The organism is Rhodococcus sp. NPDC057529, from assembly GCF_042802055.1.
Lineage (GTDB): Bacteria > Actinomycetota > Actinomycetes > Mycobacteriales > Mycobacteriaceae > Rhodococcus_F.
This window is the reverse complement of record NZ_JBHVEY010000007.1, coordinates 298,100-314,788: the sequence shown is the minus strand read 5'-3', so window position 1 is coordinate 314,788 and position 16,689 is coordinate 298,100. Positions and strand designations below refer to the sequence as shown.

Here is a 16,689-nt window from a genome sequence, read left to right as displayed (position 1 = left end):
ACCCTCGGAATGGTCGAAGAACGCCCAGGTGCCGTCCGGGGGATCGTTCACATCGCTGTTCGCCATGGTCGATGGGTTCCCCGCCGGTGGAGGTCTGAACCATCGGATGGATTATCCCGTCCCGTCACCCATCACCGCGCCCTCGCGCCGCGGGTCCGCGCCGCCGACCCACCCCGAGTCCTGGCGCTGCAGCGCACTGAGCCCACTGGACTGCGGTGCGACCGACACCTGGTGACCCATCGCCCGCAACTGCACGATCAACGGGTCGGCGGCGCCGTCGTCGACCGCGTCGATGTTCGGATGCTCTCCGCCGACGCCGGTGACCGGGGTGTTGGCCGCCCCGAAGTCGACCGCCGACACGGCCTGCTGCGGGTTCAGGCCCCAATCCAGCATCCCCACGAGCGTTTTCACGACGAACTGGATGATCACCGAACCGCCCGGCGAGCCGGTCGCGAACTGGACGTCGCCGCGTGAGCCGTCACTGCCGCGGTCGAAGACGAGTGTCGGCGCCATCGAACTCCGCGGCCGCTTTCCCGGTTCGACGCGGTTGGCGAGGGGCGCCCCGTCGGGTCCGACCGGCTGGGCCGAGAAGTCGGTGAGCTGATTGTTGAGCACGAAGCCGTCCGTCATGTGGAACGAGCCGAACGCCGATTCCACCGTCGTCGTCATCGATGCGACGTTGCCGTACCGGTCGGCGATCGAGATGTGGCTGGTGCCGTGTTCCTTGTCCTGCGGTTGCACACCGAGCGGAACGGGCCCGAAGTTGCCGGGTTGCGCGGTGCCCATGCTCCTGCCCGGATCGATGAGGCCGGCCCGCTGCTTCAGGTAGTCCTCGTTCAGCAGTGTGTCGAGGGAATTGCCGGGCAGCGGAACGAAATCGGAGTCCGCGACGTATTTGTCCCGGTCGGCGTACGCCAGGCGCTCGGCCTCGGAGATGAGGTGCACGGCCTCCGCCGTCGGCTTTCCGCCGTTGTCGTCGAGGTTCGTCGGCCCGTACTGCGACAGGTCGAAGTTCTCCAGGATGCCGAGCGTCGCCGCGACCGCGGTGCCGCCGGACGACGGGTTCGGCATGCCGCAGATCTCGTGGTCGCGGTACTGCGTGCACAGCGGTGTCCGCTTCTTCGCCTGGTAGTTGGCGAGGTCGTCGAGGGTCATCTGGCCGGGGGTGCGGCCGCCCGACGCCGTCGCCGTCGCATCGACGATGCCCTGCGCGATCGCCCCGGTGTAGAAGGCGTCGGCGCCGCCCGCGGCGATCGCTCCGAGCGTCTTGGCCATGGCCGGGTTCGTCAGTTTCGTCCCGGCCGGCTTCGGGCTGCCGTCGGGGTTCAGGAAGTACGCCTTCGACGCCTCGTCGACGGCCAGGTCGGGCGCGGACGCGGCGATCTGCCCGGCCATCCGCGGGCTGATCTCGAGCCCCTGGTCGGCGAGGGAGATGGCCGGGTCGAACAGCTCCCGCCACGCGTCCCGCCCGTGGTCGCGGTGCGCCATCTCGAGCATCCGCACCACGCCGGGCACGCCGATCGACCGTCCGCTCGCGCGGGCGTCGGGCCTGGGCTCGGTGCGGTCGGTGTCGCTGATCCAGCGGAGGTAGTTCTCCGTCGCGGCCATCGGCGCGACCTCCCGCCCGTCGTACGCCTCGACACTGTTCTGCCCGGCGTCGTAATAGAGCAGGAACGCTCCGCCGCCGATTCCGGAGGACTGCGGTTCGACGAGACCGAGAACGGTCTGGGCCACGATCAGCGCGTCGGCGGCCGTCCCGCCGTCCCGCAGCACCTCGCACGCGGCCTGCGTCGACACCGGATTGGCGGTGGAGACCGCATACGACGCGGTGGTCACGGGCGTCATCCCGGAGCGGTACACGGTGGCGATCTCGGGGTTGGTCGCGAGGTTCTGGGTGGTCGGCGCCGGGCCGGGCGGTGGCGGCGCCTTGGAGACCGGGGTGCCGTTCGGAACGTCCGCGCACGTGGCCGCCGGATCGCTCTGCGGTTCCTCGTCCGACGAACACGCCGCCAGCACCCCGACGCAGAGAGCCGCGGCCAACGAGGCCCGAAATACTGTTCCGATTCCCGTCACAGGACCCATCACCGAACCCTAACAGCGGGAATCCGGCGACGACCGGCTAAAGGCGAGGTCCGAAATGCCGGGTGAGGATTCGGTACCCGAGCTCGTGCAGATGATGGTGCTCGGGCCACCGGTCGCGGGTCCACGCCGGGTCGGTGTGAGCGGCCGTGATCGCGGCGGTCGTGGATGCGTGCAGATCGAACTCGAGGTCCCGGCAGAGTTCGGCGACGGCACCCGGTTCCCGGGCGTCGCCGAGCCGCCCGATCGTCGCGGCCACCTGCTCGTCCGCATCGCTCAGGATCCGCCGGTACGAACCGGGGAGCACCGTCCACAACACCACCAGCGCCACCGCGACACCGAGCACGGTCTCGACGAGCCGGTCGCGGGACACCGTCATCAGGTCCACGTGCGTGCCGCGGCTGCCGAGCACCAGGGCGAGTGGGGTGATGAACACCATCGCCAACCCGTAATTGCGGACGAGGAACGCCTCGATCCCCGCCATCAGACCCGCCACCACGAGGACCAGCACCGCCGCGGGCAGGTCCAGCGACGACAGCACGGCGAGCACGACCAGTCCGAGCACCGTTCCGAAGAACCGGTGCAGCCCGCGGTACGTCCCCAGCACCCGGTCCGGTCCCTGGTGCAGGATCATCGCCGCGGTGATCACCGCCCAGTCCGGTCTGCCGACACCGAACGCCAGCGCCAGCAGACCAGCCGCGGGGCACGCGACCAGCAGTCGCGCGACGATCGTCCACGACCGGCCGCGGAGATGCGACGCCCGGCGGAGCCGGTAGCGGATCGACGGCCGCGGCAGCGGGACCTGCGGCCGCAGGTCGTCGTCGTCCGACGCGTGGTCCGCGTCGACACCGTCCACCGTCGCCGCACACCGCAGGTGCGCCGCACGCAACGTGCGGGTCAGCCGGTGATCCCGGCCCACGAGGGCGGCATCGTGGAGGCATTGCCAGGCGGCGTGCAGCGACCGCACCGCGTCCCGCCGGGAACCTGGCGAGGACCCGTCGGAGAGCGCGGTGTCGACTGCCGCGACCGCGCCCGCGACCGCGGCGCGCTCGGGCGTGCGGGGACGAACCTTCAGCCCCGACATCGACACCAGCAACGCCGACGCCGCCCCGGCCACCGCCCAGGCCGTTACCTCCGCCACGGAGACACCGAGCGCGGGCAGCGCGGACGCGATCTCCACGGTGAGCAGCGGAAGGAAGGCGCCCGGCGCACCGAGTCGCAGTCCGTCGACGACGAAGGCGCAGACGGCGACGACGAGGGTCATCGTGAGGACGAGCGCCATCCCCCACAACGCGGACCCACCCGCCACCGTCGCGTCGTGCACGAGTGCGCCGACCGCAGCGCCCACCCCGGCCAGGAACACCATCACGGCGGCGGCGATCGACACCACCCGCCACCGCACCCGGTACGCCCGGCCCTCGCCGTAGACGACGGCGAACGCGCCCAGGGTGGCGGTCGCCGCGACAGCAGAATGTCCGAGGGCGACCCCCGCCAGCGCGGGCAGGCCCACGGCCACGCCGGCACGGACCACGCCCGGCCAGCGTCGGCCCAGCTTGGGCACCCCGAGAAGCAACGACCGTGCCGGGGCCGGCGCAGGGATCGGCGCACCGTGATCCCGCGACCCGGTTCCCTGATCCTGCGCACCTACCGACACGACCACTCACCCTACGAGCGCTCGCGTCACTCGAAACAGTCGATGAGGTGCATCTCACGTGCGGTGCGCGGCACCTCACGTGCGGTGCGCGGCACCGATCAGGTGTGCGGGCGGTGGAGCGGGCGCCCGTACTCGGCGGCGAGCAGGCCGAGGGCGACGGCACCGGCGAGCAACCCGAAGTCGCGCAGTGCGACGTCGTAGTAGCCGGACAGTGTGAGCAGGTTGACGATGATCCCGGCCAGCCAGGCGGCGACGACCCAGGCGCCGATCCGCGGTGCCACCGCGACGACGATTCCGGCGATCACTTCGATCACGCCGACGGCGTACATGCCCTGCTGCGCGGTTCCCGGCAGGATGTCGTCGATCCACGGCGCCAGGTACTTCGGCCAGTCGGTGAGCCAGTTCGTGAACTTGTCGAGCCCGAACAGGATCGGTGCCACCGTGAAGACCGTGCGCAGCAGGAGAAAGGCCTGGTAGCCGGGGTCGGACAGGGTGTGCGAACCGTGGCTGACCTGGTGGGGTGTGTTGGTAGCCATGATGACTCCTTCTAAAAACGATATTCTTTGACTATAGAATTGGCCGCTCGATTTAGTCAACGATTCTCGGTTTTACAATGGGCTCATGGATGCCACACCACGCTCGGACGTCTCCGCCGTCTCCGCCCTCGGCGAGCCGGTCCGCAGGCAGGTGTACGACCACGTGCGCACACAGCCGTCGCCGGTCAGCCGCGACGACGTCGCCGAAGCGCTGGGGCTCGCCCGCTCGACGTCCGCGTTCCATCTCGAGAAGCTGGCCGACGAGGGGCTGCTGGCGGTCGAGTTCGCGCGGCGGGGCGGGCGCTCGGGGCCGGGCGCGGGACGGCCCGCCAAGCTCTACCGGCGGTCCGAGCGCGAATTCTCGGTGCATCTTCCCGAACGTGCGTACGCACTGGCCGGCGAGTTGCTCGCGCGGGCGATCGAAGACGCCGAGGCGACCGGTGCCTCACCGCGCGACGCCCTGGCCGCGCGGGCGCACGACTTCGGTCGCGGCCTCGGCGCCGACATCGGCTGCTCGGACGACGACCTGGTGGCGGCGCTCGCGGGGTGCGGGTACGAACCGCGCAGCGGCGACGCGGCCATCGTGCTGCTCAACTGCCCGTTCCATGCGCTCGCCCGGCAGCACACCGACATGGTGTGCGGAATGAACCTCGCACTGTTGTCCGGACTGCTCGACGGTGCAGGCTGCGAGGACCGCCGCGCCGCGCTGGCCCCCGCCGAGGGGTACTGCTGCGTGCGGATCGACTCCCCACGTGAGTGACAAGGTGTGCCCGGGGACGCTTTGCCGCTCACCTGGGGGTGGTGCCGACGACGACGGTGGCATCCACCTCGTCGGACGTCTCGATCCGGGTGCTGAGCCCGGCCGCCGCGAACGCCTCGGCGGTGAACGGGGCCTGACTCGCGCTGGTCTCGATCAGCAGATGGGCACCCGGCGCGAGCCAGTCGCGCGCCCCGGCGGTCACACGCCGCTGGATGTCGAGCCCGTCGGCGCCGCCGTCGAGTGAGACCCGCGGCTCGTGGCACCGCGCCTCCGGCGGCATCAACCTGATCGCATCGGTGGGCACATACGGGGCATTCGCGACCAGGACGTCGATGCGTCCCCTCAGCGCGGTGGGCAGCGGCGTGTACAGGTCGCCCTCGAACACCCGGCTCGGTTCGGCGAGGTTGCGCCGCGCGCACCGGACCGCGGCGGGGTCGATGTCCACCGCATACAACTCGATGCCGTCGAGGGTGTCGGCGAGCGCGGCACCCACCGCCCCCGAACCGCAGCACAGGTCGACGACGACGGCGTGCGGGCACGCGAGGGCCGCCGCCTGCTCGACGAGGAACGCGGTGCGCCGCCGCGGCACGAATACCCGCGGATCGACCTCGATCCGGAGCCCGCAGAATTCGGCCCAGCCGAGGACGTGTTCGAGGGGGACGCCTGCGACGCGGCGGTCCAGCATCGAGGCGAGTTCGTCCGACGTCCGTGCGGCGGAGACGATCAGGCGCGCCTCGTCCTCGGCGAACACACAGCCGGCGGCGCGCAACCTCGTGACGAGGACGAATTCGAGGGACGGTGAGAGAGACACTGACATGGGAGGGCCTTACGGATCCTGCTCGGAGTCGCCACACTACCGACGGCGGTGGCCGCCGGAAGCCGAACAGCCGGAATCGGCATACACCGGAGCGCCGGTGGGTATCCCCTGGGCGTGCCGGCCTGACCAGGTGGATCGGTCGTCGGCGAAGCTCAGACCGCTCCTTCCGCATCGTGACCGCGGATACAATCGAGGTTTCCGCGCTACGTACGGCGGATCTCGGATAGGACCTCGATATGGCCGATCAGGCGAAGCTCCTCGACTATCTGAAACGAGTCACCGCGGACCTCTATCAGGCGCGGGAGAAGCTCCGTGAGGTCGAGGGCGTCAGCCGCGAACCGATCGCCGTCATCGGCATGGGCTGCCGGTTCCCCGGCGGTGTGCGGTCGCCGCGGGACCTGTGGCGGCTGGTCGAGTCCGGCGCGGACACCGTCGCCGGGTTCCCCGAGGACCGCGGCTGGGGCCTGGCGGATCTCTACGACCCGAAGGCCGAGCAGGCCGGTAAGACGTACACGGTGCAGGGCAGTTTCCTCGACGACCCCGCCGGGTTCGACCCGGAGGTGTTCGGCATCTCGCCGCGCGAGGCGCTGGCGATGGATCCGCAGCAGCGGCTTCTCCTCGAGACGAGCTGGGAGACGTTCGAGGACGCCGGCATCGACCCGCGGTCGGTGCACGGCCGGCAGGTCGGCGTCTTCACCGGGCTGTCCGGCATCGATTACGCGGCGCGGGCGGGCGGGATGCCGCCCGAGGATCTGGAGGGTTACTTCATCACCGGCAACGCGATGAGCGTCGCGTCCGGCCGGGTGGCGTACAGCTTCGGATTGAACGGTCCCGCGATCACGGTGGACACCGCGTGCTCGTCGTCGTTGGTGTCCATCCACCTCGCCATGCAGGCGCTGCGCAGCGGCGAGTGCGAGCTGGCGCTGGCGGGCGGGGCGACGGTCATGGCGACCCCCGCGGTGTTCGTGGAGTTCAGCCGCCAGCGCGGACTGGCCCGCGACGGGCGGTGCAAGGCGTTCTCCGCCGCAGCGGACGGCACGGCGTGGGGTGAGGGTGCGGGGATGGTCGCGCTGGAACGACTGTCCGACGCGGAACGCAAGGGTCGCCGGATCCTGGCCGTCATCCGGGGCAGCGCGGTGAATCAGGACGGCGCCAGCAACGGACTGACCGCACCGAACCGGCAGGCGCAGGAGCGGGTGATCGCGCAGGCGCTGGCGAATGCGGGGCTCGGCCCCGGCGACGTCGACGTGGTCGAGGCGCACGGCACGGGCACGAAACTGGGGGATCCGATCGAGGCGTCCGCCCTCCTGGCCGGTTACGGCCGCGAGCGCCCCGCCGACCGGCCGCTGTGGCTTGGCTCGGTGAAGTCGAATCTCGGGCACACCCAGGCGGCGGCGGGCGTCGCCGGGGTGATGAAGATGATCATGGCGATGCGGCACGGTGTCCTGCCGAAGACGCTGCACGTGGACCGGCCGACCCCGCACGTCGACTGGTCCGCCGGTGCGGTGTCGCTGCTCACCGAGAACCGGGAGTGGCCGGAATCCGACCGTCCGCGCCGGGCCGCGGTCTCGTCGTTCGGCATCAGCGGCACCAACGCCCACGTCGTGCTGGAAGAGGCGCCGCCGGTCGAACCTCTACCCGCCGAACCACCCCGTCCACCTGACGAAGTCGTCGCCTGGTTCGTATCGGGACACACCGAGCCCGCACTCCGCGCGCAGGCCGAGCGGTTACGCGAGTACGTCAGCGGCCGTCCCGACCTGACGCCCGCCGCGGTGGCCGGCGCCCTGCTGGGTTCCCGGGCCACGTTCGATCACCGTGCCGCCGTGATCGGCACGCAGCCCCACGCCCTGCTGAACGGTCTCGACGCGCTCAGCCGCGGCGCGCCCAGCGCCGACGTGGTCACCGGCGTGGCGCTGGAGGCCGGCGACCGGCCGGTGTTCGTCTTCCCCGGCCAGGGTTCGCAGTGGGTGGGCATGGCCACCGAACTGCTGGACACGTCACCGGTGTTCGCCGACACTGTGCGGGAATGCGCCGAAGCACTGGCTCCGTACACGAATTTCTCGCTGCTGGACGTGCTGCGCGACCGCGATCCCGCCGCGCTCGACCGGGTCGACGTGGTGCAACCGGCACTGTTCGCGATGATGGTCGGGCTCACCGGGCTGTGGCGGTCGCACGGCGTCGAACCCGCGGCGGTCGTCGGGCATTCGCAGGGCGAGATCGCGGCCGCGTATGTGTCGGGGGCGCTGAGTCTTTCCGACGCGGCGCTCGTCGTGGCGGCCCGCAGCCGGGTGATCGGCGCGTCGGCCCGGCGGGGCGGCGGGATGGCGTCGGTGACGCTGCCCGCGGACCTCGTGCGGGAGAAGATTCAGCCCTGGGCCGGGGCCGTCGAGGTCGCGGCGATGAACGGTCCGTCCGCGACCGTGATCTCCGGCCCCGTCGACGCCCTCGACCTGCTGATCGCACAGTTGCAGGGCGACGGCGTCCAGGCCAGGCGGATCGCGGTGGAGTACGCGTCGCACTGCGCGGACGTGTCCGTGTTGAGGGAGCCGATTCTCGACGTCCTCGCGTCGATCACTCCCCGCCGCTCGCGGATTCCGTTCTACTCGTCGGTGACCGGTGGCGTGCTGGACGGCACCGCACTGGACGCCGACTACTGGTACCGCAATCTGCGACGGACCGTCCGGTTCGAGCAGGCGACGAGATCACTGGCAGCGGACGGCTACCGGTTGTTCGTCGAGTCGTGCAGCCACCCCGTTCTCACGGTGGCGTTGCAGGAAACGCTCGACGCGGCGGGCGTCGCCGGCCGCGCCGTCGGCACGATCCGCCGCGACCGCGCGGGGCTGCGGCAGTTCACCGCCGCGCTCGCCGAGGCGCAGGTCCACGGACTGCACGTCGAGTGGGACCGGGTGGGCTGGGCCCGGCACGACGACCGGCAGCAGTGGGTGAACCTTCCCACATACGCCTTCCAGCATCGCCGCTACTGGCTGGAGAGCCCGGTTCCGCAGGGCGATTTCGCGTCCACGGGCATGGAGTCGGGCGGGCACCCGATGCTCGCGGCATCGGTCGAACTCGGCGACGGCCGAGGCGCCGTGTTCACGGGTCTGCTGTCGCCCCAACGCCTTCCCTGGCTGAGCGATCACGGCGTCGAGGGCACCGTCATCCTGCCGGGCACGGCGTTCGTGGAACTCGCCCTGCACGCGGGGAACCGCGTCGGGTGCGGCCGGCTCGAGGACCTCGCCATCGAGGCACCCCTGGTGATCCCCGCCGAGGGCGAGGTGGCGTTGCAGGTGAGCGTGCTCGCCGACGGCGAGGCGGGCCGGTCCACGGTGGCGGTGCACTCCCGGCCCGCGGATGCCGCGCCGGACACGCCGTGGACCCGGCACGCCACCGGCACACTCACGGTCGCCGTCGACACCGCCGGCGCCTTCGAACAGCAGTGGCCGCCCGCCGACGTCACGCCGATCGACGTGCGGGGCCTGTACGACGCGCTCGACGACGCCGGCTACGAGTACGGCCCGGTGTTCCGCGGTCTGAAGGCGGCGTGGCGCCGCGGCGACGACCTGTACGGCGAGGTCCGGCTGAGCGGAGAGGACCCGGCCGCCGCGGTCGCGGGGTACGGGATCCATCCGGCGGTGCTCGACGCGGCGCTGCACCTGATCGCGCTCGGAGCCGCGGACACCGGCATCCGGCTGCCGTTCGCCTGGGACAGGGTGCAGCTGCACGCCGTCGGCGCCACCGCCCTGCGCGTGCACGTCACCACGATCGGGCCCGAGCGTTACCGGGTCTCCGCGTACGACGCGGCGGGCAGACCGGTGTTGACCGCCGAGTCGCTGGCGCTGCGGCCGCTCGGCGACGCGGGCGTGCCCGCCGCCCGGGTCCGCGACAGCCTGTACCGGGTGGAGTGGATGCCGGTGGGTGCGTCGAGCACGTCTGCCGCGGACCTGATGCCGCTCGACGAGGCGCTGGCGGGCGGTGCCCCGGACGGTCGCGTGCTGTGGCTCGACCGTGCGCCGGGCGACGAGCCGGACGTGCCTGCCCGGTCGCACGCCGCGGCGGAGTCGACGCTGCGGGCGGTCCGGTCCTGGCTCGGCGACGACCGCCTGGCCGAGACCCGGCTGCTGGTGACGACGCGGCTCGCGGTGGCGGTCCGGGACGACGACCCGGTCGACGACGTGTCCGCCGCGCCCGCGTGGGGGCTGATCGGCGCGGTGCAGAACGAGCACCCGGACCGCATCACCCTCGTCGACCTGGACGCGGCGGCCGGTGAACGGTCCGATCCCGCGCTGCTGTCCATGGCGTTGGCCTGCAACGAACCTCAGCTGGCCGTCCGGGACGGGGTGCTGCTGGCGCCGATGCTCGCCGCGGTGACGCCCGCGACGGCCGCGCCCGACGAGGGCCCCGCCACGTTCGGCTCGGACGGCACCGTCCTGATCACCGGCGGCACCGGCACCATCGGCAGGCTGATCGCCCGGCATCTCGTCGCGCAGCACGGGGTGCGGCGGCTGGTGCTGACCGGGCGGCGCGCGCTCGACGCCGAGGCGGCGGACGAACTGCGGGCCGAGTTCGCCGAGTCGGGAACGGAAGTCGACGCCGTCGCCTGCGACGTGGCCGACCGCGACGCGGTGGCCGCGCTGCTCGACGGCATCCCCGACCTGTCCGGCGTGATCCACGCGGCCGGCGTGCTCGAGGACGCCACCGCCGCCACCCTGAGCGCGGAGCAGTTGCACGCGGTTCTCCGCCCGAAGGTGGACGGCGCCTGGAATCTGCACGACCTCACCCGGGACCGCGACCTGTCGGCGTTCGTGCTGTTCTCCTCGGCGGCGGGTGTGCTCGGCGGCGCGGGACAGGCGAACTATGCGGCGGCGAACGTCTTCCTCGACGCACTCGCCCAGCACCGCCGCGCCCGCGGGCTGCCCGCGACATCCATGGCCTGGGGGCTGTGGGACCGGCCCAGCGGGATGACGTCCCATCTGAATGCGGCCGACCTGGACAGGTTGCAGCGCAACGGCATCGACACCATCAGCCCGGAGGCGGGGCTGGCGCTGTTCGACGCCGCACTCGCCGTGAACCGGCCGTTGATCGTGCCGGTCCGGCTGTCGACGCGCGCCTCCCGATCCGAGGGCGAGTCGCTGCCGCCGATCCTGCGCCGGGTGCTCGGGGTTCGTCGTCGCCGCGCCGCTGCCGCCGATTCCCCGACCGGACTGGCCGAGGAGTTGCGCGCACTGGACCCGGGAGAGCGGCACAGCCGGGTGCTCGACATCGTCACCACCCACGTGGCGGCCGTGCTCGGTCACGAAGGCAAGGAGGCGATCGACCCGGAACGTGCGTTCAAGCAACTCGGTTTCGACTCGCTGACCGCGGTGCAACTGCGCAATCAGCTGACGACCGCCACCGGTGTGCGACTGGCCGCGACGGTGGTGTTCGACCATCCCACCGCGGACGCGCTCACCCGGGAACTGGTGTCCCGACTGCTCGGGGACGAGGCGGCTCCGCAGCCGGCGGGCCCGACGCGGGCCCGGCGGGACGACGACCCGATCGTGATCGTCGGGATGGCGTGCCGCTACCCGGGCAAGGTGTACAGCCCGGAGGACCTGTGGCGGCTCGTCCGCGACGGTCGCAACGCGGTGGGCGCGTATCCGCACAACCGGGGCTGGAATCTCGACGAGGTGTACGACCCCGACCCGAACCGGCCCGGCACCACGTACATGAAGGAGGGTGGGTTCCTCTACGACGCAGACGAATTCGATGCCGCGTTCTTCGGTATCAGCCCCCGCGAGGCGATCGCGATGGACCCGCAGCACCGGCTGCTGCTCGAAAGCGCGTGGGAAGCGTTGGAACAGGCCGGGATCCAGCCGACCGCACCCGGGCTCACCGACACCGGTGTGTTCGTCGGGCTGATGGGCGGCGACTACGGCTTCCACCTGATGACGCAGCGCAACGTCGACGCCGAGGGCTATCTGATGACGGGGACCAGCAACAGCGTCGCGTCCGGCCGGATCTCCTACACGCTCGGCTTCACCGGTCCCGCGGTCACCGTGGACACGGCGTGCTCGTCGTCGCTGGTGGCGATGCATCTCGCGGCGCGGGCACTGCGCGACGGTGAATGCACGCTGGCGCTGGCCGGCGGCGCGACGGTGATGGCCACACCCGGTGTGCTGGTCGAGTTCAGCCGCCAGCGCGGGCTCGCCTCGGACGGGCGCTGCAAGCCGTTCTCCGACCGGGCCAACGGCACCGGCCTCAGCGAAGGCGCGGGAATGGTGGTGCTGGAACGGCTCAGCGACGCCCGGCGCAACGGGCACCGGGTGCTGGCGATCGTCCGCGGATCCGCGGTCAACCAGGACGGGGCGTCCAACGGGTTGACCGCCCCGAACGGGCCGTCCCAGGAACGCGTCATCCGCCAGGCTCTGGCCGACGCCGCGCTCGGCCCCACCGACATCGACGCCGTGGAGGCACACGGCACCGGCACCACGCTCGGCGACCCGATCGAGGCGCAGGCGCTGCTCGCCGCGTACGGGCAGGGCCGGGAGGGCCGGCCACTGTGGCTCGGTTCCGTCAAGTCGAACATCGGCCATTCCCAGGCGGCGGCGGGCGTCGCCGGCGTGATCAAGATGGTGATGGCGATGCGGCACGGGGTGCTGCCCCCGAGCCTGCACGGCGACGTCCCCACCCGGCACGTCGACTGGACCGCGGGCGAGGTGTCGCTGCTCGGCGAATCGGTTGCGTGGCCGGACACCGGGCGGCCCCGGCGGGCGGCCGTGTCGTCGTTCGGGATCAGCGGCACCAACTCGCACATGATCCTCGAGCAGCCACCCGAGGACGCGGTAGCGGAGGCCTCGCCGTCGTCGTCGCCACTGGTGTGGGTGCTCTCCGGAAAGACCGGCGACGCGTTGCGCGCGCAGGCCACCCGGTTGGCGGAATTCCTCGACACGACCGAGACCGAACTTCCGGACCCGGCCGACCTCGCCTATTCGCTGGCCACCACCCGATCCGGTTTCACGCATCGCGCCGCGGTGCTCGGGGAAACGCTGGACGACCTGCGCGACGGACTGGCTCGCATCGTCACGGAACGTCCCGGCGGCAACGTCGTCACCGGGACGAGCGCCCGCGGCAAGACTGCGTTCATGTTCACCGGCCAGGGCGCGCAGCGCATCGGCATGGGCCGCGGTCTCTACGACGCCTACCCGGTGTTCGCGACGGCGCTGGACGAGGTCTGCGCCGTCCTCGACGAGCACGTGGAAACCCCGGTGCGGCAGGTGATCTGGGACGAGGACGACGGCGCGAAGCTCGACAGCACCGAATACACCCAGCCCGCCCTGTTCGCGATCGAGGTCGCGCTGTACCGGCTGCTGCGGGAGTGGGGCATCACCCCCGACTACCTGATCGGCCATTCGATCGGCGAGATCACCGCGGCCCACGTCGCGGGCGTGTTCAGCCTGCCCGATGCGGCTGCCCTGGTCGGTGACCGGGGACGGTTGATGCAGTCCACCAAGCCGGGTCTGATGATCGCCGTCCGGGCACGCGAGGAGGACATCCTGCCGCGGATCGACGGCCGCGTCGATCTCGCGGCCGTCAACGGCGCCGAATCCGTGGTCCTCGCCGGCGGCGAACGCGACGTGCACGCCGTCGCCGCCGAACTGTCCGCCGCCGGACTGAAGACCACGAGCCTGCGGGTCGAGCGGGCCTTCCACTCGACCCTGATGGATCCGATCCTCGACCAGTTCACCGCCGTGCTGTCCAAGCTGACGGCGCAGCCGCCGAAGATCCCGGTCGTCTCCAACGTCACCGGACGCGTCGCCACCGCCGACGAACTCGTGTCGCCGGAGTACTGGACCCGGCACATCCGGCAGACGGTGCGGTTCCACGACGGTGTTCGCGCCCTCGACGAACTCGGTGTCACCCGCCTCGTCGAAGTCGGTCCCGGCGCGACCCTGGCGGCACTCGCCGCCGAGGTCGTCCCGAACACGATCGCCACGCTGCCCGGGCACGAGAACGAACCCCACGGGATCATCGCGGCGGTCGCCGCCGCGTACGTGCAGGGCGCACCGGTCGACTGGGATCGGGTGCTGCCCGGCCGGCGTCGCATCGCCCTGCCCACGTACGCATTCCAGCGCCGCTCCTACTGGCCGACGGCGGCCGCCCGGAACACCGGCGACCCGACCGAACTGGGGCTGACCGCGACCGATCATCCGCTGCTCGGTGCCGCGGTGACCCTCGACGACGACGCGATCCTGTTCACCGGACAGCTGTCGCTGCACCGGGATCCCTGGCTCGTGTCACCGTCGGTCGACGACGGCGACTCCCCGTCGGCGGGCGAGGCACAGATAGTGCTGCCCGCGGTGCCGGTCGAACTCGCCCTGCACGCGGCCCACCACGTCGGTCTCGACCACATCGACGAACTCACCCTGCACCATCCGCTCGTCCTCCCCACGTCGGGGCTGGCCTCGATCCGCGTCCTCGTGTCGCCGCCGGACACCACCGGGGCACGCACCGTCACCGTGTCGTCGAAGTCGGGCGACACCGACAGCCCGGACAGCTGGGTTCGGAACGCGTCGGCGAAGATCGACGACGTCGTCGGCTCGTCCACCACAGTGCCGCAACACGATCCGGGCGACACCGAAACCGAGGTGCGGCTCGGGGACGGCGTCGACACGAGCGGGTTCGGCATCCACCCGGTGCTGCTGCAGGCCGCGATCGAACCCCTCCTCGGGTGGGACGGCTGGCCGTCGACCTGGTCGGGAATCCGCCTGCACACCGTCGGCGCGGACGCGGTGACCGCCCGGTTCACGCCCGGCGACGACGGGAGGCATCGCGTCGCCGCCGTCGACCCCGCCGGTGAACCGGTGCTGACCGTCGAGGCGCTGCGCGTGGCGCAGAGGACGGACGACGGGGGCCGCCCGGCGTCGCTGCGACTGCACCGGACCGCCTGGATCCGGGTGGAGGCCGCGCCGTCCGGGCCTCGCGGACCGGTGGTCGTGCTCGGCGCCGACGGGTTCGGCGACCCGGGCATCGGATCGACGTTCCCGGGGTACCCCGACCTGGAGTCGTTGCGGACCGCGATGGAGTCCGGGCCGGACGAGGAGGACCGGCGTCCGTGGACGGTGCTGGTCGGGTGCGCGACCGACGGCGACCACGGTCCGGACGCGACCCACGAACTGTGCGCGCGCGTGCTGCGACTGCTGCAGGACTGGCAGGACGACGAGACGTTCGCCGACAACCCGCTCGTGATCGTGACCCGCAACGCCATGGTCACCGACGACGGGCACGACCACGACGCTCGCCCCGACCTCGCGGCCGCGGCGGTGTGGGGCCTGGTGGGCTCCGCGCAGAACGAGAACCCGGACCGGTTCGTGCTGATCGACCTCGACGACGCGTCGGACGCCGAGGCCGCGATCACGTCGGCACTGGCAAGCCGGGAACCGCAGGTGGCAGTCCGGAACGGCACGCTGTGCGCACCGCGGTTGCGGCGGATGCCCGCCGTCGACGAACCGACGACGTTCGATCCCGCCGGCACCGTGCTGGTCACCGGCGGCACCGGCACGGTCGGGTCGCTGATCGCCCACCACCTGGTGACCGGGCACGGGGCCCGGCACCTGCTACTGACCAGCAGGCGCGGACCCGACGCCGAGGGCAGCGGCCGGCTGCGCCGCGAACTGAGCGAACTGGGCGCCGAGGTGAGCATCGTCGCCTGCGACACCGCGGACGAGTCGGCGGTCGCCGGGTTGCTGGCGGGGATCCCGTCCGAGCATCCCCTGACGGCGGTGATCCATGCGGCAGGGGTGATCGACGACGGCACCCTGGCGTCGCTGACACCCGAGCGACTCGACACGGTGCTGCGGCCGAAGGTCGACGCGGCCTGGCACCTGCACCGGCTGACCGCGGACAGCGACCTGCGGGCGTTCGTCGTGTTCTCCTCGCTCGCCGGCATCCTCGGGGCCCCCGGGCAGGCGAACTACGCGGCCGCGAACATGTTCCTCGACGCGCTCGCCCACCACCGCCACGCCCTCGGGCTGCCCGGACTCTCGATCGCGTGGGGCATGTGGGCGACACCGAGCGCCATGACCGACAACCTCGGTGCCATCGACCTCGCCCGCGCCCGCCTCAGCGGGATGGTGCCGATGCCCGCAGCCGACGGCCTGGCGCTGTTCGACAGCGCGCTGGCGGCCGGTGCCCCCACCGTCGCGGCCGCGCGGTTCGACCACTCCGGTTCGGCCGCACCGTACGTTTCCCCACCGCTGCGGGGCCTGATCCGGGAATCGCGCCCGCACGCCGCGGGATCGGACTCGGTCGTGACCGGGCCGAACGGGTCGGGGCCGTCGGACTGGTCGCAGCGACTCGCCGACCTGTCGATCGCCGAGCAACGGCACCTGATGCTCGACCTCGTGCGGGGCGGGGCCGCCACCGTGCTCGGCTACGACGCGTCGGACTCGGTGGACCCCGACCAGGCGTTCAAGGAACTCGGCTTCGATTCACTCGCGGCCGTCGCGCTCCGCAACCATCTCGGCGCCGCCACGGGCCTGCGGCTGCCGCCGACCATGGTGTTCGACCACCCGAGTCCGCGGGCCGTCGCCGAGTTCCTGCGTTCGGAACTCGTTCCGGATCCGATGTCGGTGGCGCTCGCCGACGTCGACCGGCTTCGCGCCACCATCGCCGAACTCGGCGACGACGCCGAGGCGCGGTCGGCCATCGCGCAACGCCTCGGAAGCCTCCTGGCCGAGGTCGGAACGTCGGACGACGCGCATGCCGCCGCGGTCGACAAGATTCACGCCGCGACGAGTGAGGAGATCCTGGACCTGATCGATCGCGGTCTCTGACCGGGAACAGCGTGGGTGCTCGCCGCCGGGAA

Annotated in this window: 6 protein-coding genes; 2 read left to right on the top strand and 4 right to left on the bottom strand. The window is 71.9% G+C overall.

From position 1 onward, the window contains the following. Positions 1-111 precede the first annotated feature (111 nt). The 3 genes from ggt to ACFU5V_RS16390 all read right to left on the bottom strand — a co-directional run bounded on the left by ggt (position 112) and on the right by ACFU5V_RS16390 (position 4,269). Positions 112-2,082, bottom strand: a complete 1,971-nt coding sequence (gene ggt, locus ACFU5V_RS16400) for a gamma-glutamyltransferase (RefSeq protein WP_378700584.1) — start codon at positions 2,080-2,082, stop codon at positions 112-114. A 37-nt stretch (positions 2,083-2,119) separates the two neighbouring features. Continuing rightward, on the bottom strand, positions 2,120-3,610 hold the full coding sequence (locus ACFU5V_RS16395; RefSeq protein WP_378700724.1) for an FUSC family protein: 1,491 nt from the start codon (positions 3,608-3,610) through the stop codon (positions 2,120-2,122). Positions 3,611-3,831: 221 nt separating this feature from the next. Beyond that, positions 3,832-4,269, bottom strand: coding sequence for a hypothetical protein (locus tag ACFU5V_RS16390; protein ID WP_378700581.1), 438 nt, complete (start codon positions 4,267-4,269; stop codon positions 3,832-3,834). Between the two features lie 85 nt (positions 4,270-4,354). On the opposite strand from ACFU5V_RS16390, the gene ACFU5V_RS16385 reads away from it, so the two are divergent. Further along, entirely contained in the window at positions 4,355-5,029 is a 675-nt protein-coding gene (locus ACFU5V_RS16385) for a helix-turn-helix transcriptional regulator (RefSeq protein ID WP_378700579.1), read from the top strand. A gap of 28 nt (positions 5,030-5,057) precedes the next feature. On the opposite strand, the gene ACFU5V_RS16380 is transcribed toward ACFU5V_RS16385, so the two are convergent. Continuing rightward, positions 5,058-5,846 (bottom strand): putative protein N(5)-glutamine methyltransferase, encoded by a 789-nt coding sequence (locus tag ACFU5V_RS16380; protein ID WP_378700577.1) that lies wholly within the window; start codon positions 5,844-5,846, stop codon positions 5,058-5,060. 236 nt (positions 5,847-6,082) lie between these two features. On the opposite strand from ACFU5V_RS16380, the gene ACFU5V_RS16375 reads away from it, so the two are divergent. Then, the gene (locus ACFU5V_RS16375; RefSeq protein WP_378700574.1) at positions 6,083-16,657 is read left to right on the top strand and encodes an SDR family NAD(P)-dependent oxidoreductase; all 10,575 of its coding nucleotides are present in this window, start codon (positions 6,083-6,085) and stop codon (positions 16,655-16,657) included. Positions 16,658-16,689: the final 32 nt, after the last annotated feature.

Excerpts from the sequence above, each read along its gene's own strand:
- ggt (WP_378700584.1), bottom strand. The coding sequence starts at position 2,082 with ATGGGTCCTGTGACGGGAATCGGAACAGTATTTCGGGCCTCGTTGGCC.
- ACFU5V_RS16390 (WP_378700581.1), bottom strand. The coding sequence starts at position 4,269 with ATGGCTACCAACACACCCCACCAGGTCAGCCACGGTTCGCACACCCTG.
- ACFU5V_RS16385 (WP_378700579.1), top strand. The coding sequence starts at position 4,355 with ATGGATGCCACACCACGCTCGGACGTCTCCGCCGTCTCCGCCCTCGGC.
- ACFU5V_RS16380 (WP_378700577.1), bottom strand. The coding sequence starts at position 5,846 with ATGTCAGTGTCTCTCTCACCGTCCCTCGAATTCGTCCTCGTCACGAGG.
- ACFU5V_RS16375 (WP_378700574.1), top strand. The coding sequence starts at position 6,083 with ATGGCCGATCAGGCGAAGCTCCTCGACTATCTGAAACGAGTCACCGCG.